The 19,316-nt window shown below is 60.6% G+C and carries 16 protein-coding genes; 6 read left to right on the top strand and 10 right to left on the bottom strand.

The window, feature by feature from the left end; translation table 11 throughout:
• Positions 1 to 123: 123 nt before the first annotated feature.
• The 3 genes from IEV54_RS05735 to IEV54_RS05725 are packed head-to-tail and all read right to left on the bottom strand — an operon-like array spanning position 124 to position 2,536.
• Positions 124 to 1,083 carry a 5-oxoprolinase subunit C family protein gene (locus IEV54_RS05735; RefSeq protein WP_150276374.1) on the bottom strand — a complete coding sequence of 320 codons (960 nt, stop codon included), beginning with the start codon at positions 1,081 to 1,083 and terminating at the stop codon, positions 124 to 126.
• Complete coding sequence (pxpB, locus tag IEV54_RS05730; RefSeq protein WP_150276373.1) at positions 1,080 to 1,787, bottom strand: 5-oxoprolinase subunit PxpB; 708 nt, start codon at positions 1,785 to 1,787, stop codon at positions 1,080 to 1,082. Before pxpB ends, IEV54_RS05735 begins: the two co-directional genes overlap by 4 nt.
• A complete protein-coding gene (locus tag IEV54_RS05725) occupies positions 1,784 to 2,536 on the bottom strand; it encodes a 5-oxoprolinase subunit PxpA (protein WP_150276372.1) in 753 nt (250 codons plus the stop codon). The genes pxpB and IEV54_RS05725 overlap by 4 nt, the downstream gene beginning before the upstream one ends.
• Before the next feature lie 82 nt (positions 2,537 to 2,618).
• On the opposite strand from IEV54_RS05725, the gene IEV54_RS05720 reads away from it, so the two are divergent.
• The gene (locus IEV54_RS05720; RefSeq protein ID WP_150276371.1) at positions 2,619 to 3,293 is read left to right on the top strand and encodes a type 1 glutamine amidotransferase domain-containing protein; all 675 of its coding nucleotides are present in this window, start codon (positions 2,619 to 2,621) and stop codon (positions 3,291 to 3,293) included.
• On the opposite strand, the gene IEV54_RS05715 is transcribed toward IEV54_RS05720, so the two are convergent.
• The 5 genes from IEV54_RS05715 to IEV54_RS05695 all read right to left on the bottom strand — a co-directional run bounded on the left by IEV54_RS05715 (position 3,290) and on the right by IEV54_RS05695 (position 8,692).
• Positions 3,290 to 4,345, bottom strand: coding sequence for an AbrB family transcriptional regulator (locus tag IEV54_RS05715; protein WP_150276370.1), 1,056 nt, complete (start codon positions 4,343 to 4,345; stop codon positions 3,290 to 3,292). The two genes, IEV54_RS05720 and IEV54_RS05715, sit on opposite strands and share 4 nt — an antisense overlap.
• Positions 4,338 to 5,846, bottom strand: a complete 1,509-nt coding sequence (locus IEV54_RS05710) for a tripartite tricarboxylate transporter permease (protein WP_150276369.1) — start codon at positions 5,844 to 5,846, stop codon at positions 4,338 to 4,340. The genes IEV54_RS05715 and IEV54_RS05710 overlap by 8 nt, the downstream gene beginning before the upstream one ends.
• A 2-nt stretch (positions 5,847 to 5,848) precedes the next feature.
• On the bottom strand, positions 5,849 to 6,307 hold the full coding sequence (locus IEV54_RS05705) for a tripartite tricarboxylate transporter TctB family protein (RefSeq protein WP_150276368.1): 459 nt from the start codon (positions 6,305 to 6,307) through the stop codon (positions 5,849 to 5,851).
• Between the two features lie 78 nt (positions 6,308 to 6,385).
• Entirely contained in the window at positions 6,386 to 7,366 is a 981-nt protein-coding gene (locus tag IEV54_RS05700; protein ID WP_150276367.1) for a Bug family tripartite tricarboxylate transporter substrate binding protein, read from the bottom strand.
• 60 nt (positions 7,367 to 7,426) lie between these two features.
• Positions 7,427 to 8,692: an OprD family porin gene (locus IEV54_RS05695; protein WP_150276366.1), complete on the bottom strand. Its 1,266-nt coding sequence runs from the start codon at positions 8,690 to 8,692 to the stop codon at positions 7,427 to 7,429.
• 182 nt (positions 8,693 to 8,874) lie between these two features.
• On the opposite strand from IEV54_RS05695, the gene tctD reads away from it, so the two are divergent.
• Positions 8,875 to 9,543: a two-component system response regulator TctD gene (gene tctD, locus IEV54_RS05690; protein ID WP_150276365.1), complete on the top strand. Its 669-nt coding sequence runs from the start codon at positions 8,875 to 8,877 to the stop codon at positions 9,541 to 9,543.
• A 47-nt stretch (positions 9,544 to 9,590) separates the two neighbouring features.
• Positions 9,591 to 10,913 (top strand): sensor histidine kinase, encoded by a 1,323-nt coding sequence (locus tag IEV54_RS05685; RefSeq protein ID WP_373286429.1) that lies wholly within the window; start codon positions 9,591 to 9,593, stop codon positions 10,911 to 10,913.
• 35 nt (positions 10,914 to 10,948) lie between these two features.
• On the opposite strand, the gene IEV54_RS05680 is transcribed toward IEV54_RS05685, so the two are convergent.
• On the bottom strand, positions 10,949 to 11,881 hold the full coding sequence (locus IEV54_RS05680) for an AraC family transcriptional regulator (protein ID WP_373286428.1): 933 nt from the start codon (positions 11,879 to 11,881) through the stop codon (positions 10,949 to 10,951).
• Positions 11,882 to 12,266: 385 nt separating this feature from the next.
• Here IEV54_RS05680 and IEV54_RS05675 point away from each other — a divergent pair, with 385 nt between their 5' ends.
• The 3 genes from IEV54_RS05675 (at position 12,267) to IEV54_RS05665 (ending at position 18,081) form a co-directional block, all read left to right on the top strand.
• Positions 12,267 to 13,418: an efflux RND transporter periplasmic adaptor subunit gene (locus IEV54_RS05675; protein WP_150276362.1), complete on the top strand. Its 1,152-nt coding sequence runs from the start codon at positions 12,267 to 12,269 to the stop codon at positions 13,416 to 13,418.
• A gap of 84 nt (positions 13,419 to 13,502) precedes the next feature.
• Complete coding sequence (locus tag IEV54_RS05670) at positions 13,503 to 16,679, top strand: efflux RND transporter permease subunit (RefSeq protein WP_150276361.1); 3,177 nt, start codon at positions 13,503 to 13,505, stop codon at positions 16,677 to 16,679.
• On the top strand, positions 16,672 to 18,081 hold the full coding sequence (locus IEV54_RS05665; protein WP_150276360.1) for an efflux transporter outer membrane subunit: 1,410 nt from the start codon (positions 16,672 to 16,674) through the stop codon (positions 18,079 to 18,081). The genes IEV54_RS05670 and IEV54_RS05665 overlap by 8 nt, the downstream gene beginning before the upstream one ends.
• Positions 18,082 to 18,316: 235 nt before the next feature.
• Here the strand turns inward: IEV54_RS05665 and IEV54_RS05660 are convergent, their stop codons facing one another.
• Positions 18,317 to 19,192: a BON domain-containing protein gene (locus tag IEV54_RS05660; RefSeq protein ID WP_150276359.1), complete on the bottom strand. Its 876-nt coding sequence runs from the start codon at positions 19,190 to 19,192 to the stop codon at positions 18,317 to 18,319.
• Between the last annotated feature and the right edge of the window lie 124 nt (positions 19,193 to 19,316).

The raw sequence follows: 19,316 nt of genomic DNA, 5'->3' as shown, positions 1-19,316 counted from the left end.
AATTTGAGGTTGCGAGGCCTGTGGCGGTATGAAATCTGATGCAACTGAATACCCTCGGACGTTCCCGGTCGCTTTTCAGGCGGGGAATCAAGCGGCTGAGGCCAGGAACATATCGGAGAAAACTTAACGGAAGCTTAAATGCTCAACACGATATGGCATTAGCGGTGCGCCGAATTGGTTGAGGAGCTCAAGATGTTGACGCTGGGCCTGCTCCACGCCAATGGCTCTAAACGTCAAGTACGCGCCCACCGGACATTGCGCGAGACGCGCTACGGACTCAGGTGTCAGGGTGCCAATGCACGGATAGCCGCCGATGGTCTGGCGGTCGTTGAGCAATATGATGGGCTGGCCATCAGGTGGCACTTGAATCGCGCCAAGGGGTATACCTTCGGACACTAAGCTTGCCCCCTGGTAGCGCAGTACCGGGCCCCTAAGGCGAACCCCCATGCGGTCGGCGCGGGGGTCGACCTGCCAGGGGCGGTTGAAAGCATCAAACAGGCTGCGGCCGGAAAAGCCGGCAAGCCGTGAACCGGGCAATAGCTCGAGAACAGCCGGCCGGGAATAATCCGGTAGCAGCGCTTCCGGCACCCTGACCAGCGGGCGAACATCCCCAGCGAACTCCAGACGATCGCCCGGCCTCAGCGGCTGACCTTCTCCGCCAAATCCGCCGAGCTTCTCACGGCCAACGGTGGATCGCGAGCCAAGCACTTGCGGTGCAGCAAAGCCACCCGGTGCCGCCAGATAGCCACGCACTCCGCTAAGCGGTGGATTGAATGTCAGCTGCTGGCCGCGCTGTACCGCAAAACTCTGCCAGGCATAAACGGGTATGCCATCGAGGGTCGCCGCCAGGTCCGCCCCGGTAATGGCCAGGGTGCTGTCCTGCTCGCAGCGCAGGGTCAGACCACCCAGGGGTATTTCCATTACCGCACAATCGGGGCTGTTCCCTAACAGGTGGTTGGCCCAGTGCGCTGCCACCCAGTCCAGCGCCCCGCCCTGGGTAACGCCAATATGCCGTACGCCGAAGCGGCCGCGGTCCTGCAGTTGTGCTAGCCCGAGCGTGTGTTCGACGAGTAGCCCGCTCATGCGTCAGCCTTCACGGGTGTGTCATCACCGCCTTGGCGAATAAACTCGCCGCGGTCTATCGGTACAAAGCGGACGGAGTCGCCCGGTTGCAGGAGGCTGTAGCCATCACGGTCCGGATCAAACAATCGGGTTGCGGTTCGCCCCAACAGATTCCAGCCACCCGGTGATACCAACGGGTAGATGGCTGTCTGCTGTTCGGCAATGCCGACGCTGCCCGCCGGCACGCGCTTGCGAGGGGTATTCAGACGTGGTGCCGCCAGTTCGGCATCAAGCAATCCCAGATAACCGAAGCCCGGAGCAAATCCGAGGGCGAATACCCGATAGTCGCGGCTGCAGTGGGCCTGGATCACAGCGGTTTCACTGATACCTTTGAGTGTGGCGATGCGAGGCAGATCCGGGCCGACGCTGGGGTCGTACCATACGGGCAGCTCATGCCGGGAGCCCTCGCCCTGCGCTTCCTGCGGCTGCAGGTCTTGCATCGCGCGGTGCACCCTTTGTCGTGCGGCGCGCTCGTCCAGTTGCTCCATGTTGTAGTGCAGCATCAGGGTGGTATAGGACGGCACCAGGTCGATCAGACAGGTACCGAACTCCCTGCGCAGATGGGTCGCAGCGCCAAGCAGCCAGGGTATGTTGGCTTCCTCAATTTTCTCGAAAAGGCGCAACAGCAGCACATCCAGCCCGACGGTCTCGAGACGATAATTCATCTGCCAGGGGCAGTCTGCATGGCGGCGCGGATCTGTTGTATCGCGGCGAGTGCGGCCGGGTTGTCGCCATGCACACAGAGCGTGTCGGCCTGCAGCACAAGCGGGCTGCCGTCGGCTGCAATTATGGGCCGCTCGGCAGCAATACTCAGTGCCTGGGCAACCACGGTTTCGTGTGTGAGATGGACTGAACCGGGCAGTTGGCGCGAAACAAGGTGACCCTGGGCGTCGTAGGCACGATCCGCAAAGGCTTCAAACAGCAGGCTCAGGCCGTATTCGTCGGCCATGGCCTGCGCTTCGCTATTGTCACGGCGGGCCAGCAACACCAGTTGCAGATCCCCTTCGTGTGCAGACACGACACGCATGATTGTTTGCAGCAGCTCGGCGTCACGCATCATGTCGTTGTAAAGCGCGCCGTGGGGTTTGACGTAGGTCACCCGCGCGCCCTGGGCGCGGCAGATGCCATCCAGCGCACCGATCTGGTAATGCAGCAGATCCGCTATTTCCTGCGGCGAGCAACTCATCGAGCGTCGGCCGAAGCCGGCCAGGTCGGGGTATGCCGGATGGGCGCCAATGCGCACGCCATGCTGGACCGCAAGCCTGACGGTGCGGCGCATTACGCCCGGGTCGCCGGCATGGAATCCGCAGGCGATGCTGGCGCAATCGATATGCGGCATGACCTCTTCGTCCATACCCATTTGCCATGCGCCAAAGCTCTCGCCCATGTCACAGTTGAGCAGTAACGTCTTCATACATGTGTCCTTGGTAGAGCTGAACAAACTACCCCAGAATGGGTCGAACAGCTACAGTCAACAAACCCGCGGAGGGAATGACATGAAGATACTTATGGTACTGACATCGCACGATCAACTGGGTGATACCGGTAACAAGACCGGCTTCTGGCTGGAAGAGTTTGTGGCGCCCTATTACGTGTTGCGCGATGCGGGTGCCGAGGTGGTGTTGGCTTCCCCGGCTGGTGGTCAGCCGCCGCTGGATCCCAAGAGCGACGAGCCCGATGCGCAAACCGATGCAACCCGTCGTTTTGCCCAGGATCAGGAGGCGCAGGCGCAACTGGCCAGCACTCACCGGCTGACCGAAATAGAGGCAGCGGATTACGATGCGGTTTTCTACCCCGGTGGCCACGGCCCCATGTGGGATCTGTATCGTGATATCCACTCGGTTGCGCTGCTGGAGTCTTTCCTCCAGGCGAACAAGCCGATTGGTGCGGTATGCCACGCCCCAGCGGCATTGCTGCAGGCCCGCACGGCCAGCGGCGAACCCTTGGTCAAGGGTCGTCAGGTAACTGGCTTTTCCAATTCGGAAGAAGAAGCTGTGGGTCTGACCAAGGTAGTGCCTTACCTCCTTGAAGACGTATTGCGCGAGCGCGGCGGGTCCTACAGCAAGGGTGACGATTGGGCTCCCTACGTTAAGGTCGATGGCAAGCTGGTTACCGGGCAGAATCCCGCTTCCTCGGAAGAGGCCGCCAAAGCGCTACTCAAGCTGCTTTAACTGAACGGCCCGTTCCAAGGCTGCAGCCGGTTCCATAAGCGGTAAACCGGCTCAGCCAGGAACATCACCATAAACAGCCGCAGGACCTGCAGGGCGGTCACCAGCGCCACCGATAGTTGCAGGGCTTCGGCGGTCAGGCACAGTTCGGTAATCCCTCCGGGCATCATGCCCAGCATCAGACTTGTGTCATCGACCTCGGCAAACCAGCTGAGTATTTCCGCGCCCAGTGCCGCAGCGATCATCGCCAGCAGGGTGAACAGCCCTACTCTGAGCATGAAGGCAGGCGCACTGCGGAAGAACTTGCGATCGAAATGACAGCCCAGCGCGCAGCCAATCAGCCATTGGCCCAGCTCGCCCCCGCCGGCTGGCAGTGCTATATCCAGATCAAACCACAGGCTGGCAGCAGCGCAAACGATCAATGGGCCGAGCATCCATGGATTGGGTTGACCGAGCCGGCGCCATAGCATGGCCAGGGCCGCGCCCAGGGGCATCAGCAGCGCCAACCAGCCCCAGCTTGTCGTCCCCGGCTCGGGGGCCTGGGTCTCCGGCAAGCTGAAGGTGAACAGCGCGGGGATGATCAGCACCACCATCAACAGACGCAGGCTGTGCGCAGCGGCAACTTTGGCCGGCTCTGCCTGGTGCCGCAGGGCGAGCACCACCATCTCGCTGGCGCCGCCCGGCATGCTGGCGAAATAGGCGGTAGCGCGATCCACACCACTGCGCCTGAGTACGCCAATGCCGATCAGGCAGAGCATCACGGTCAGACAAGAGCCGAGAATGATGACCCACCAGTAGCCGAGGATTTGCTCCAATACCGGGGCGGTAAAGTGCAGGCCAATGGAGCTGGCGACTATCCATTGCCCGGCCTGACGACCGCCCGGCATTTCTACCAGCATCCAGCCGGTGCAACGCACCAGAATGACCGCGAGTAGGGAGCCGACCATCCAGGGTAAGGGCCAGTCAGCCAGACTGGCCAACCAGCCTCCCACCAGACCTACCAGCGGCGTGGACCAGAGCTTTGCCCGGTCCAATAGCGTTGCCGTGTCAGGCATCGGGCAAGGGAACCGCGCGGCGTCCGCGGTAAGCGCGCCAGAAGGGTAGCGCCACCATGAAAACCACCAGAACCCACAGCCCCAGAGTGATCGGGCTATTCCAGAGAATGCCCAGATTGCCGTCGGATATGGACAGCGCGCGGCGCAGGTTGCTCTCCATCATGCCGCCCAGAATGAAGCCCAGCAGCAGTGCCGACAGCGGAAAGTCCAGTTTGCGCAGCACATATCCGAATACACCGATTGCGGTCATCAGAAACAGATCGAAGGTGGTGGCATGCACCGCGTAAACACCGATCGAGGTGATGATGGCAATCGCCGGTACCAGCGTCCAGTTGGGTACCGAGAGAATGCGGGTGAACACGTTGATCATCGGAATGTTCATGATGATCAGAATCACGTTGGCAACGAACAGCGACGCGATAAGGCCCCAGACGATCTCCGGCTGGTTCTGGAATAGCAACGGGCCCGGTGTGATGTTGTATAGCGTCAGCGCGCCAAGCATCACCGCCGTGGTGCCCGAGCCGGGAATACCCAGGGTCAGCATGGGAACCATGGAGCCACAGGCCGATGCGCTGTTGGCGGTTTCCGGCGCAGCCAGACCGCGCAGATCGCCATCGCCAAAACGCCCGTCGCTACCGGCAATGCGTTTTTCCGACATATAGGCGACCGCGCTGGCCAGGGTGGCGCCGGCGCCGGGCAGGATGCCGAAAATGAAGCCGAGCAGACCGCTGCGCAGGTTTGTAGCGAAGACCGAGGCACCTTCCTTGAAGTTGAACAGCATCCGCCCGCTGGCCTTCACCGCCGTCTGACCGTGGTGGGTGCGCTCCAGCAGCATCAGTATCTCACTGATGCTGAACAGACCCAGTACCAGCACGACAAACTGAATGCCGTCGGACAACCCGAGACTGCCGAAGGTAAAACGATAGACGCCGCTGTTGGCGTCGATACCTACACAGGACAGCAGCAGACCGATCAGCACAGCGATTGCGGTCTTGACCGGTTTGTCGCCGGCCATCCCGGCCAGACAGACAATCGCAAAGACCATCAACATGAAATATTCAGCCGGGCCAAACGACACCGCCCAACTGGCCAGCAAGGGTGCGAAGGCGACCACCCCGATGGTGGCTATCATGCCGCCGATAAACGAGCTCCAGGCGGAGATGGATAGCGCAATGCCGCCCTTGCCCTGGCGTGCCAACGGGTAGCCGTCCAGGGTGGTCATCACTGCCGAGGCCTCGCCGGGAATGTTGAGCAGAATCGAGGAAATACGACCGCCGTATTCGCAGCCCAGATAAACCGAGGCAAGCAGAATCAGTGCGGTTTCCGGTGGCAAGCCCAGCGCGAATGCCACTGGAATCAGCAAGGCGACCCCGTTGATCGGGCCCAGGCCGGGTAACAAGCCGACGATGGTGCCGAGTGTGGTCCCGGCCAGCGCGGTAATCAGATTGTTCGGGCTCAGGGCTACGCCAAAACCCTGTCCGAGATATTGCAGCGTTTCCATGATCAGTTCTCCAGTGCGGCCAGCACGCCCATGGGCAGCGGGACGTCAAGAATGCGGTCAAACAGGAAATACAGGCCGAGGGCCAATACGAGGGCGAGCACTGCACTGGGCAGCCAGCGGCCACCAAAGAGCCGCGCCATGCCGAAACCGAACAGAGCGGCAGTGACGATAAAGCCGACCCGTTCGAACAGCGCAGCCAGTGCCAGCAGCAGCGCCAGGCAAATCAGGATCTTGCGCAGCATTTCGGGGACTATCTTCGGCTCGGTTTCACCGCCAGTTTCCAGGTCGGGTTTGAACACCAGTAGCAACGCTCCGGCACCGAGCAGCATCAGCAGCATCAGCGGGTAGGCGCGGGGCCCGACCGGTTCGTAGGAGTAGGGCGCGTGATAGCCCCAGGCGGTGATGCCAAGGCCGATGCAGGCCAATAGCATGCACCCCGCAAACAGGCGGTGATACAACATGGTGGAGTCCTCGCAGGCGCAGGCCGGGGCATTGCGCCGCCGGCCATCGGGGTCAGATTGCTGTCAGGGTTGGTTGGTTTACTGCGTCAGGCCGAATTCGCTGGCCAGTTGCTTGTACTCGGCTACGCGTTGTTTCACGTAGGTATCGAGTTCATCACCGGTCATCGAGAAGGGAAAGAGTTCACGCTGTTCACGCAGGGTGGCGTATTGCTCGGAGGCGAGGATCTCTTCGAAGGTGCCTTTCCACCAGGCGTAATCTTCGTCGCTGACATCCGGCCCCATGTAGAAACCGCGAATCACCGGCCAGCTCACGTCGTAGCCTTGTTCTTTGGCTGTGGGAATGTGGGCCACCGCATCGCCTGGCAGGCGCTCGTCGGACAACACAGCCAGAATCCGGATGCCGCCGCTTTCAATATGCGGTACCGAGTCGGAAATGTCGGTGCTGGCTACATGAATATGACCACCGAGCAGTGAAGTGGCCAGCTCCCCACCCCCTTCCATGGCGACGTAACGCAGATCCCGCGGATCGATACCCGCGGTGCGGGCCACCAGGGCGGTTTGCATCCAGTCCTGGCTGCCGACAGTACCGGCGGAACCGATGACTACCTTGGACGGATCTTTCTTCATGGCCGCGATCAGATCATCCAGGGTCTTGAACTCTGAGTCGGCGCGCACCGCAATAGCGCCATAGCTGGAGCCTACCGCAGCCAGCCATTTCACCGCGCTCTCATCGAAGCGGCCGAACTTGCCCTGGGCCAGGTTGAGCAGCGAGCCGCTGGAAAAAGCAGTAATGGTCCCACCCTCCGATGCGCGCTGGGCAACAACGGAGTTGTAGGCGACGGCGCCAATGCCGCCGGGCATGTAGGTCACGCGCATCGGTCGACTGATCTTGTTGCTGTCGAGCAGCGCGCTCTGCGCCAGCTTGCAGGTCAGGTCGAAACCGCCACCAGGGGCAGCCGGGGCGATACATTCGGGCCGGCTGGGTTCGTCGGCCAGGGTGTAGGTGGCCAGGCCCAGACAGGCGATGACCAGCAGGGTAGAACGAAGTGCTGATTTCATGGGTAGATCCTCGTGTTCTTATTCTAGGCGATATCTTTATCGTGGCTGGCGCAAGCCCAATTACAGCAGGGGCAGGCTGTAGCTGACGATCAGACGGTTTTCATCTACATCACGGGCGTAACTGGAGCGGTAGGACGCATTGCGCCAGCGCAGACCGAGGTTTTTCATCGGGCCAGCCTGAACCACATACATCAGTTCCGTGTTGCGTTCCCAGTCAGAGCCTTCACCACCGGCTACCAGTTCGGCCTGATCGCCCTTGGTGTACCGGCTCATGAAGCTCAGGCCGGGTAGTCCCTGTTCGGCAAAGTTGTAGTCGTAACGCACCTGCGCAGAGCGCTGGCCGGCTTCGGCGAAATCGTTGATCTGTACAAAGTTGGCCAGGGTCGGGTTGCTGCCATTGATATACGGGAAGGCATTGTCGCCGCGCATTTTCTGCAGGTTGAAGCCGAAACGATGACCGCCGATGGCGTAGCTGAGCAGAGCCTGCCAGGCCTGGTTGTCGATGTCGCCAGCCTTGGCGGTGCCTTGCTCGCTTGAATCAGCGACACGTAGCTCGCTTTTCAGGCTGCCTTCGCCCAGTGCTAACTGATGGCTCAGGCCGATAAAGTGTTGGCGGTAGATATCATCCAGTTGTGCCAGATGGTAACTGCCCGCCAGGCTGGGCATGAACCTGTAGTCCAGCCCGACCCAATCGAAATGATCTGATGTGAACGAGCCGCCGAAGCGTCTGTTCTTGTTGTTCGAGGTCAGGTCCTCGGCGTCGGTGGAGTTGCGGTACTTGGTTTTGGTCAGACGGCCCATGCTGATGCTCAGGTCGTCAATTTCATTGATCGTGGCCATGCCGCCCTCAAACGTCTGCGGCAGAATGCGGCTGGTGTTCGGGTTCAGCGTGGGCAGCTTTGGCAGCAGGCTGCCGACCAGCAGTGTGGACTCAGAGACTCGTGCCTTGGCGGTCAGATTCAACTTGCTGTATTCGCTGGGTGCGCGGCCATCATCGTTTACTGGCAACAGGCCGGTACCGGTACGATCGGGGCTGGAATCCAGCTTGAGACCCAGCATGGCCATCGCGTCGATGCCGAAGCCAACAGTACCTGGGGTATAGCCGGATTTTACATTCAGGATGAAGCCGTGTGCCCATTCCTCGCGTTTGGATTGGCCTGCGCCGTCGCGGAAATCACGGTTGAAATAGATGTTGCTGGTGCTCAAGGTGGCAGTAGTATTATCGACGAATCCCGCCGCCGAGACACCTGGCGCTACGAAAACAGGTGATGAAGCCAGCAATAGTGCTGCCGGAATACGGCGCGTGAAGTGCAATCTTGTCTGCATCAGAGTAACTCCATTGTTGTTGTTCTACGGGCGATCTTTGCGCCCTGAGTCCTACTGCACCCGGGTGTTGGGTGAGCATGGACAGATCCTAGAACGTGAACCTTTCGCCAACCTTTCATGCTCATCGCAGCGTTTCGGCGGTGTACACTCTTCTAAAAAGCGGTCATTGAAGAGGCCCGGCATTGCGCATTCTGCTGGTAGAAGACGATCCTGAATTGGCTGATAGCCTGACTCGCACGCTCAAGTCGGGGGGTTGGACCGTGGACACCCTGCATGACGGGGTAGCCGCCGATCAGGCATTGCGTAACGAGGACTACGCGCTGGCGATACTGGACGTCGGCTTGCCGCGCATGGATGGATTCGAGGTGTTGAGGCACCTGCGCGAACGAGGCCAGAACCTGGCGGTACTGATGCTGACCGCCCGTGCTGAAGTAGCCGATCGGGTGCGCGGCCTCAATCTCGGCGCCGATGACTACCTGGCCAAGCCCTTTGAGCTGAGTGAATTGGAGGCGCGCGTCAATGCGCTCCTGCGCCGCAGCTTGATGGGTGGCGAGCGTCAACAGCATTGCGGCGTTCTGGTATATGACCTGAATGACCGGCGGTTCACGCTGGATAGCCAGCCGCTGCAATTGCCTTCAAGGGAGCATGCCGTACTGGAAAACCTGATCGCGCGTCCAGGCCGGTTGATGAGCAAGGAGCAGCTGGCCGGCAAGGTCTTCGGGCTGGACCAGGATGCCAATCCGGAAGCCATCGAGATCTACATATCCCGCCTGCGCCGCAAGCTCGAAGGAAGCTCGGTGCGTATTGTCACCTTCCGCGGCTTGGGCTACCTGCTGGAATCCAGCCCGTGAGCGCTGCTGGTAGTCTGCGCGGCCGCTTGCTGCGCAGATTGGCGCTGATGCTGGCTATCCTGCTGGTACTGGCCAGCACTGCAGCTTACTGGAATGCCCGCCGGGCGGCGGATACTGCCTATGACCGCTCCTTGCTGTCTTCGGCCAGGGCCATTGCCGAGCGGCTCCATGATGAAGATGGCAAGCTGGTTGTCGAGGTGCCTTACATAGCCCTGGACAACTTCGCCTATGACATCACCGGGCGCCTCTACTATCAGGTTCTCAATCTGCAGGGTGAGTCCATTTCCGGCTATGAAGATCTGCCCGCTCCCGATGAGTCCGTGCAGATGACCCTCGACTACCCTGCCCTGGCCCGCTTCTACGACGCTGATTATCGGGGTGCCGGTGTGCGCCTGGTAAGTCTTCTGCAGCCCATCAGCGGTGCGACCAGTCGCGGAATGGCCGAGATCCGTGTGGCGGAAACCCTGGAGGCGCGGGAGCGTATGGCCAATACCCTGCTGCGCCAGTCTTTGATCAATCTGGGGTTATTGGCCATCAGCGCCCTGCTTCTCGCCTGGCTGGCTGTTAGCGCGGCATTGCGGCCGCTGCGGCTTTTACGTGAAGAGGTGGCCGGCCGCGCCAATGATGATCTGCGGCCGATCAGCACCGATGGTCTGCAGCGTGAGGTGGCGCCATTGGTGGACTCCATCAATCATTTCACCGGCCGTCTGCGCGAGAATTTCGAGCGTCAGCGGGACTTTATTGCCGAAGCCTCCCATGAACTCCGCACCCCACTGGCAGCACTCAAGGCGCGGATCGAGCTGGGCCTGCGGTCCGCCGAACCGGATGCCTGGAAACGGGCACTGAATGAAGCGGAGCAAAGCACTGATCGCACCATCAAGCTGGCTAACCGCTTGCTCTCCATGGCGCGCATCGAGCGGGGCGCACGGGCCGTGGCTGAAGGCAGTGCCGAGCGCATTGCATTGCAACCGCTGGTCAAGGAGTTGGCTATCAGTATGGTGCCGCTGGCCTACGCGCAGGGTATCGAGCTGGTGCTGGAGGACGAGCAGCCCTTCGATGTATGGGGCGAGTCAACCCTGTTGCAGGAGTTGATCAGTAACCTGATTACCAACTCACTGCAGCACACGCCATCCGGTGGGCAGGTTGTATTGCGGCTCTGTGCGCCGCGCAGACTGGAAATTGAAGACACCGGAAGCGGCATCCCCGAAAGCGAGCGGCAACGGGTATTCGAGCGCTTTTATCACCGCGGTCAGGGAACCGGACTGGGATTGTCGATTGTGGGTGAAATCTGTCGCGCCCATCGTGCCGACATCAGCCTGCACCAAGGCTACCTGGGCGGGCTGTTGGTGAGGGTCGAGTTTCCCGCCTGACCCCGGATTATTTTTCCGGCCCACCCTGTGGAGTCTCAGGCGGGCACATGTATGCGAGTTTCCCCGCGCAACTTGATCACATCTGCCCGCGGTGAGGCGCCGAACATGCGGCTGTACTCGCGGCTGAAATGCGAGGGGCTTTCATAGCCGACGCGGTAGCTTGCGGTGGCCGCTTCCAGGCCCTCGCTGAGCATCAGTCGCCGTGCCTCGTGTAACCGAAGCTTCTTCTGGAACTGCACCGGTGACATGCGCGTTACCTGTTTGAAGCTGTGGTAGAGGGTCGACTCGCTCATGTTCACGTCTTCTGCCAGCTCGCGGACTCGAAGCGGCTCGGCGAATCTGTCCTTCAGCACTGAAATCACCCGGGAGATGCGGTGGGATTGACTGTCCGCGGACACGAACTCGCGCATGCGTGCGCCCATTTCACCAACCAGCGCGCGGTAGATTATTTCCCGTTGGATCAGCGGCGCCAGAATGCGCACGTCGGTTGGAGAGTCGAGAAGTCGCACCAGCCGCGTCATCGCATCTAGGATGCCCAGATCAACCTGGGCAACGTAGAGCCCGCAGGCTGAGTAGGGGCAGTCGATCGGCCCCCGGGGCGCAGTTTCGCCCAGTTGTAGCACCAGTTCAGCGACTTCGGCCGGGTCAATATTGATCTTCACTGCAAGAAACGGGTTGTCGGGGGATGCATCCACCACCTGACCATTTACCGGCAGGTCGACGCTGGAAACAATATAACTGAGCGCGCCATAAACGATTTCCCGGTCACCGAGTTGTACCACCTTGCGGCCCTGGGCAATAACGCAGAGCGACGGTTCATACACCGTGGACATACAGGGTGTGGGGGTGTCGACGCGAAACAGATCCAGACCCGGAATATCCGTTTCGTAGACGCCCTCCTGAGTCACTCTGGCAGACACCAGGTTCGCGAGCTCCAGGCATGCTGGTGCGCAGTAGTGCGGAGTCATGCAGTTCGGTTGAGCTTCAGATACGGGGGTAGATTGGTCGAGTGTATGCATGATTGACCTCCAGGGGCGTGCCAGCAGTATATACAGGATTAGGTAAGGAATATGACGCCCGCATGACGTTTGCAGGATTAGGCAATAAACCAGCAGAATCGCGCAAACCTTGCTATTACAGGTGCTTTAGGGGTGCGTTCGCTTGAACAAATGCCCTATATTGGTACGCAGTCTTACAGCTATTATTTCGGCGTTTACAGAATCAGGCAATCATGCGGCAGTAATACGCTACCGGATACGAGAGAGCTGGCCCTATCGTGCAGCATTGCCGAAGACGCCCCGCGACTTCGGCTGACCACCAGACCAGTGATCCTCAACGGAAAGCGAGAGCCACATGCATACACTCACATTCAAGGACGCCAAAGTGACCCTGCTTGGCGCCCTGCTGCTGGCCATGATGGTCGGTTGCGATGCTCAGGGGCAGGACAACACCGCTGCTCCCCCACCGCCAGAGGTTGAAGTTGCCGAAGTTCATGCTGAACCGGTAACCCTGTGGGGCGCCTTCAGCGGCCGCGTCGAGGCGCCGCAAACCGTGGAACTGCGGCCGCGCGTCAGCGGCTATATAGATAAGGTGGGGTTTGAAGAAGGCGAGCTGGTCAGCGAAGGCGATGTGCTTTTTGTCATCGACCCGCGTCCTTACAAAGCCCGTGAGCAGCTGGCCCAGGCCGAGCTGGCGCGTATGCGTAGCCAGTTGACGCTGGCCAGTAGCGAGGCCGCGCGGTCCGAGCAGTTGTGGGAGCGCCGGGCCATCTCCCGCGAGGAGTTCGAACAGCGCAACGCCGCCAGAACCATGGCTCAGGCAGCGGTCAATGCGGCGGCTGCGGCGCTGCAGAGCGCGCAATTGAATCTGGAATATACCCAGGTCAAGGCGCCGGTCAGTGGCCGTATCGGTCGTGCCCAGGTCACCCGCGGCAACCTGGCCACGGCAGACACTACCTTGCTTTCAACCCTGGTATCGGTCGACCCGCTCTACGTTTACTTCGAAAGCGACCAGCAGACCGTGCAGGACAACCCCCACGGCCAGAGCGTGCCGGTGCGTATCGGGCTGGCGGGTGAGGATGACTTTCCCTATCAGGGCAAGCTGGACTTTATCGACAACCAGTACAACCCCCGGACCGGCACCCTGCAGTACCGCGCTCAGGTGGCCAATCCCGACGGGGCTTTGCGCCCTGGCCAGTTTGCCCGGGTAGAAATGCCGGTGGCCGCAGCCAGTGCCGCGTTGCTGGTCGACCAGAAAGCGGTGATGACCGATCAGGATCGGCGCTATCTGTATGTGCTGACTGACGACAACCACGCCGAGCGGCGCATCGTCGAAACCGGACGCCGCGTCGATGGCTTGCTGGTGATTACCGATGGCCTGGCTGCAGGCGAGCGTGTGGTGGTCAACGGCTTGCAGAAGATCGCGTTCCCCGGCATTGAAGTGGTGCCGCAGCCGGTTGATATGCGCCGCACCCTGAAGCCGGTGGTCGTCGCGACGGCGCCGTGAGGCAGTAGCGCTTTTTATAGCTTTATTTCCTTTCTCTGACTGATACGGGCGCGTCTTCCGGACGCGTTCCGGGAGGCTGTTGCCGTGAACTTTTCGCGTTTCTTTGTAGACAGGCCGATCTTTGCGTCGGTGCTGTCGATCATTATCTTCGTCGTCGGGCTGATCAGTATTCCGATGCTGCCGGTCAGCGAGTATCCCGAAGTGGTGCCGCCCAGCGTGCTGGTCAGTGCCAGCTATCCGGGCGCCAACCCCAAGACCATATCTGAGACCGTGGCGACGCCATTGGAAGAAGCCATTAACGGCGTCGAGGACATGATCTTCATGAAGTCGGTCGCCGGGAGTGATGGCAGCCTGGCGCTGACCGTGACCTTTGCCCTGGGCACTGACCCGGATCAGGCCCAGGTGCAGGTACAGAATCGGGTCTCCCAGGCGCTGCCGCGTCTGCCCGAGGATGTGCGCCAACTTGGCGTGACCACCCAGAAGCAGTCGCCGAACCTGATGATGGCGGTGCACCTGACCTCGCCGGACGACAGCCTGGACGCCACCTATATCCGCAACTATGCGGTACTGCATATTCGTGACGAGCTGGCGCGCATTCCCGGTGTGGGTCAGGCTGGCCTGTTTGGCTCCGGTGACTACGCAATGCGGCTGTGGATAGATCCGCAGCGCGCTGCTGCGCTGGGCGTAACAGCGGGCGATATCAGCGCTGCAGTACGTGAGCAGAACATTCAGGTGTCGGCCGGTCAGATCGGTGCTCCGCCGATGCCGGAGGGCTCGGACATGTTGATTTCGATCAACGCCCAGGGCCGTCTGGAAAGTGTGGAGGAGTTCGAAAATATCGTCCTGAAGACCGGTGAACAGGGCGAGATGACACTGCTCAAGGACGTGGCTCGGGTCGAACTGGCGGCCTCGCAGGATGCCCTGCGCGCGCTGCTGAACAATCGCCAGGCGGTGGCATTGCCGATCTTTCAGGCCCCCGGCTCCAACTCCCTTGATGTGTCAGCCGCGGTACGGGCAAAAATGGCCGAGCTGGAAGCGGATTTTCCGAAAGGGTTGAGCTGGGAAGTGGCTTACGATCCTACCGTCTTTGTCAGCACGTCGATCAAGGCCGTGATCATCACCCTGCTGGAGGCGGTCGCTCTGGTGGTGCTGGTGGTGATCCTGTTCCTGCAGACCTGGCGTGCGTCGCTGATTCCGCTGTTGGCTGTGCCGGTGTCGATTGTCGGTACCTTTGCAGTCTTGCTGCTGATGGGCTTTTCGATCAATACCCTGACGTTGTTTGCCATGGTGCTGGCGATTGGCATTGTGGTGGACGATGCCATCGTCGTGGTGGAAAACGTCGAGCGCAATATCGAGCAAGGTCTGGCGCCACTGGCGGCAGCGCATCAGGCCATGCGTGAGGTGAGTGGGCCGATTGTGGCGATCAGTTTGGTGCTCTGCGCGGTCTTTGTGCCGATGGCGTTTCTGGATGGCATTACCGGTCAGTTCTACCGTCAGTTCGCTATGACCATCGCCATTGCGACGGTGATTTCGGCAATCAACTCGCTGACCCTGTCGCCCGCGCTGGCGGCGGCATTGTTGAAGCCGCACGGTGCAACACCGGATCTGCCGGCACGCATCATCAATCACCTGTTTGGCTGGATATTCCGGCCATTCAACCGTTTTTTCCTGCGCAATGCCCAGCGCTATGAATCTCTGGTCGGCCGCAGCCTGAGCCGGCGCGGGTTGGTGTTCGGGGTCTATCTTCTGCTGCTGGGCGGCACCGCGCTGATGTTCACCCAGGTGCCCGGCGGTTTTATTCCGACCCAGGACAAAACCTATCTGATCGGCAGCATCCGTTTGCCCGAGGGTGCATCGCTGGATCGCACCGAGGCAGTCGCGCGCAGGGTCAGTGAGCTGGCGCTGAACACCGAGGGGGTTTCCGATGCGCTGGCTTTTGTTGGTTTCAACGCCTTGCAGGGTACCAATACGCCGAACGTGGGTACGGTCTTCGTGGTTTTCGATGATTTCAACGAACGCGATCGTACGGCGCAGACGATTTCCGATGATCTCAATGCCCAGCTGGGCGGCATCAACGAAGGCTTCGCGATTACCTTCATGCCACCGCCGGTATTCGGTCTGGGGGCGGGATCGGGTTACTCGCTGTATATCCAGGATCGTCGCGGCGCTGGTTATGGCGAACTGCAGACCGCGACCAACGAGCTGGCCCAGGCCCTGAGCCAGACGCCAGGCATGTTCTACCCGTTCAGCTCCTACCAGGCCAACGTGCCACAACTGGATGCTGATGTGGATCGCATGCAGGCCAAGGCGCAGGGCGTGCAGCTGGATGATCTGTTCGCCAGCCTGCAGCTGTACTTCGGCTCGCAGTACATCAACGACTTCAATCTGTTCGGCCGTACCTATCGGGTCATGGCCCAGGCGGATGCGCAGTTCCGCGATAACCCCAGTGATATCGACCACCTGTATACGCGTAATGCGAATAACGAGATGGTCCCACTGAATACCATGGTCACGCTGCGCGAAAGTTTCGGGCCGGATCCGGTGATCCGCTACAACGGGTATCCGGCGGCCGACCTGATTGGGCAGTCCGATCCGTCCGTACTTTCTTCGGCGCAGACGCTGGCCTCGGTGATGGCCGTGGCGGATGAAGTGTTGCCGGCCGGCATGACGCTGGAATGGACGGATCTGAGCTTCCAGCAGGTGACCCAGGGCAATGCCGCGATGGTGGTATTCCCGCTGGCATTGCTGCTGGTATTCCTGGTGCTCGCTGCATTGTACGAAAGTTGGGTGATGCCGCTGGCGGTGATTCTGATCGTGCCGATGTGTCTGCTCGCCGCGCTATTTGGTGTGTGGATGGTCGGCGGCGACAACAATATCTTCGTGCAGGTCGGCTTGGTGGTGTTGATGGGCCTGGCGTGCAAGAACGCGATTCTGATCGTCGAGTTTGCCCGTGAGCTGGAGCAGCAAGGTCGCGACACCGTCAGCGCCGCGCTGGAAGCCAGCCGTCTGCGGCTGCGCCCGATCATCATGACGTCTGTGGCCTTTATTGCCGGCGTGGTGCCGCTGGTCATCGCCTCCGGGGCCGGCGCTGAAGTGCGCAACGCCATGGGTATCACGGTGTTTACCGGGATGATCGGCGTCACCCTGTTCGGCCTGCTGCTGACACCGGTGTTTTACGTTGCGTTGAGAACGCTGGCGAAACGCTTGGCAGCCAAGTCAGAAAAGTCCGAAGTAGAACTGAGTGGAGAGCCACATGAATAAGCTGGCGGGTATTTTTACCCTGGCGGCGCTGTTGAGTGCCTGCGCAGTAGGGCCGGATTACCAGGCGCCGGAGCCGGCGCCACTGGATCAATTCGTCCACGACCAGACGGCCACTGGCGCACAGGTCAAACGCGCTGCCGACAACGAGCAGCTGTTCTGGCACGGCTTCGAGGATCCGCTTCTGGCTGAGCTGATTGAACAAACCCTGGCCGAAAACCAGAGTTTGCAGGCGTCGCTGGCGCGTTATCAACAGGCCGAAGCACTGCTGCGCGGGGCTCGCCGCGACCAGCTACCGAGTGTGACAGCGGGCGCCGGGGTATCAGGACAACGGCTGGCGGAGGTCGAGCGCATTGATCCGGCCCAGGAGCGCGTCGAGTTTTACCAGGCGGGTCTGGGTTTGAGCTGGGAACTGGATCTGTTCGGGCGGTTGCAGCGGGCGGCCGAGGCAAGCGAAGCAGAGCTGCAGGCAGCCGGTGCGGACCGGGAGACATTGCAGGTTGCGCTGGCCGGCCAACTGGCCAGTAGCTACTTCCAGTTGCGCGGCCTGCAACAGCAATTGCGGGTAGTGGAAGAAAACGTCAGCTTGCAGCGGGCATCGCTGGACATTGTCAGCGCAAGGCTTGAGGCCGGCCGTGGTACGTTGTTTGATCAGGTTCGGGCGCGGGCCCAGGTGGACGCCACGCGAGCAGTGATTCCCCAGTTGAAAGCGGATATCGGGGCAGCCATGCACCGCATCGGTGTATTGACCGGTCAGCCACCCACGGCGTTGGTACCACTGCTTGGTGAGCCAGCTGAGTTGCCGCGAAGCCGTCCGTCAATTGCCGCGGGCAGTCCTGGCGATGTGTTGCGTCGACGGCCCGATATCCAGGCCGCGGAACGACGGTTGGCGGCCGCCAGCGCGCGTATTGGTGTGGCCACGGCGGATCTGTTCCCACACTTTACCCTGGAGGGTCTACTTGGCTCGCTGGCCGGTAGTGGCTCGGACCTGTTTACCGGCGGGGCGCAGACTGGACGGGTGGCGCTGGGAATCGACTGGAGTTTTCTCGACCGAGCGCAGGTAGAGGCGCGCATCGATGCGGCTGATGCCCAGTCTGCCGAGTTGCTGGCTGACTATCGGCAGACGGTGCTGCTGGCCCTGGAAGAGACTGAAACCTGGCTGCTGCGCTACCAGCAATCCCATGAGCGCGCGGCCTTGCTAAAAAGTGCCACCGATGCGGCTATCCAGGCAGTGGAACAGGCACGTGATCGTTATGATCAAGGGTTTATCGGCTATTTCGAGCTGCTTGCTGCAGAGCAGGAGTTGACCTCCATGCGTGACAACCTGGTGCAGAGCCGGACCGAAATGGCCCTCGCTATGGTTAATGTCTACCGTTCACTGGCAGGCGCACCGCCCATGGGCTGAGAGCAATGCGGAGCCCATCCACGCAAAAACCGCCACCGGAGGGCAGCGGTTTTCGTGGCGCGATTAGAGCTTCTAGTTCTTGGGTCGTCGGCCCATGACCAGTGCCTCCTCGAAGGCGTGCAAGATACGATCTTCGGTCTTCTCCAGCGTGCTCACGCGCACTTCTGCACCGGCTAGCTCGCTGAAATGCTGTTATTGACCAGTGATGGATGTTCACATCCTGTTTCCATGCATGTCACATCTGGCCCTCATTTGAGGATTCAGTTGCGCTGGTAACCTTGAGCGCCCCTGCGTCTACCGAGGAAACGCCGCGTATATTGCGCGCCGTCTCGATCGCCAGTTGTTTGCGCGCCTGGCTGTCTACCTGTCCGCTGAGTGTCACTTCGCCGTTTCGAGACATTACCGAAATATCCGTGCCATCGAGATTGCGACTGAATAACAGGCTGGATTTGACCTTGCTGGTGATCCAGACATCGCTGACCACATCTGCCGCCTCATCCGCAGCCTGGGCTGCGGCGTCCTGGGCCCGCTTGGCAGTCCCCGCCTCGCCCGTGACCGCTATTTGATTGAGAACTTCCCGTACGCCCTGGGTATTCTCGGCCAACCGTTCGGCCAGTTCCCGAGCGGCTTCGCTGTCGGCCTTGCCGCTCAAGGTGACGACGTTGTTCCTGGTATGAACGTCGATATCCAGCCCCTGGGTATGGCGGTTCCACAGCAGTTTGGATTTCACTGTCGCGGTGGTGGTGGCATCGTTGAGGCTGTTGGCAAGACTGGTACGCTCGGCATCGCTGTCACTGGCATCGGAGTCTACCGTCAACTGGTTATCGATCTCGTCAATGCCCTCAATGCTCAGTGCGACCTGTCCGGCGAGGTCGCGGTTGACTCCGTTCTCGACGCTACCGGTCAATATGGCGGTGCGGCCCTGAACCCTTACCTGGATGGGGTCGGAGTTGAGATGCCGATTCAGAGCGAAGGCGGTAGCGACCGAGCCCTCCATACGGGCGTTACTCACGTCCGATTGGGGTGTTTCCTGGGCCAGGGCGGGCATGGGTGCCAGGGCCAGCACTCCAGCGGCGGCAGTGGCGCACGCCAGCATCTTGAACTTGTTCATCAGGGGTCTCCATTGTGTACGTTTGGGCTTGAGCTTAGACCAGGGAGGTGAACATGGCTGTAACTGTTGTGTTTAATTGGATAAGGCGCAATACGTGCAATTTGCATGAGTGATACACTGATTC

Source organism: Halopseudomonas salina, assembly GCF_014637955.1.
Taxonomy (GTDB): domain Bacteria; phylum Pseudomonadota; class Gammaproteobacteria; order Pseudomonadales; family Pseudomonadaceae; genus Halopseudomonas; species Halopseudomonas salina.
This window is presented reverse-complemented; position numbering and strand designations above follow the sequence as displayed.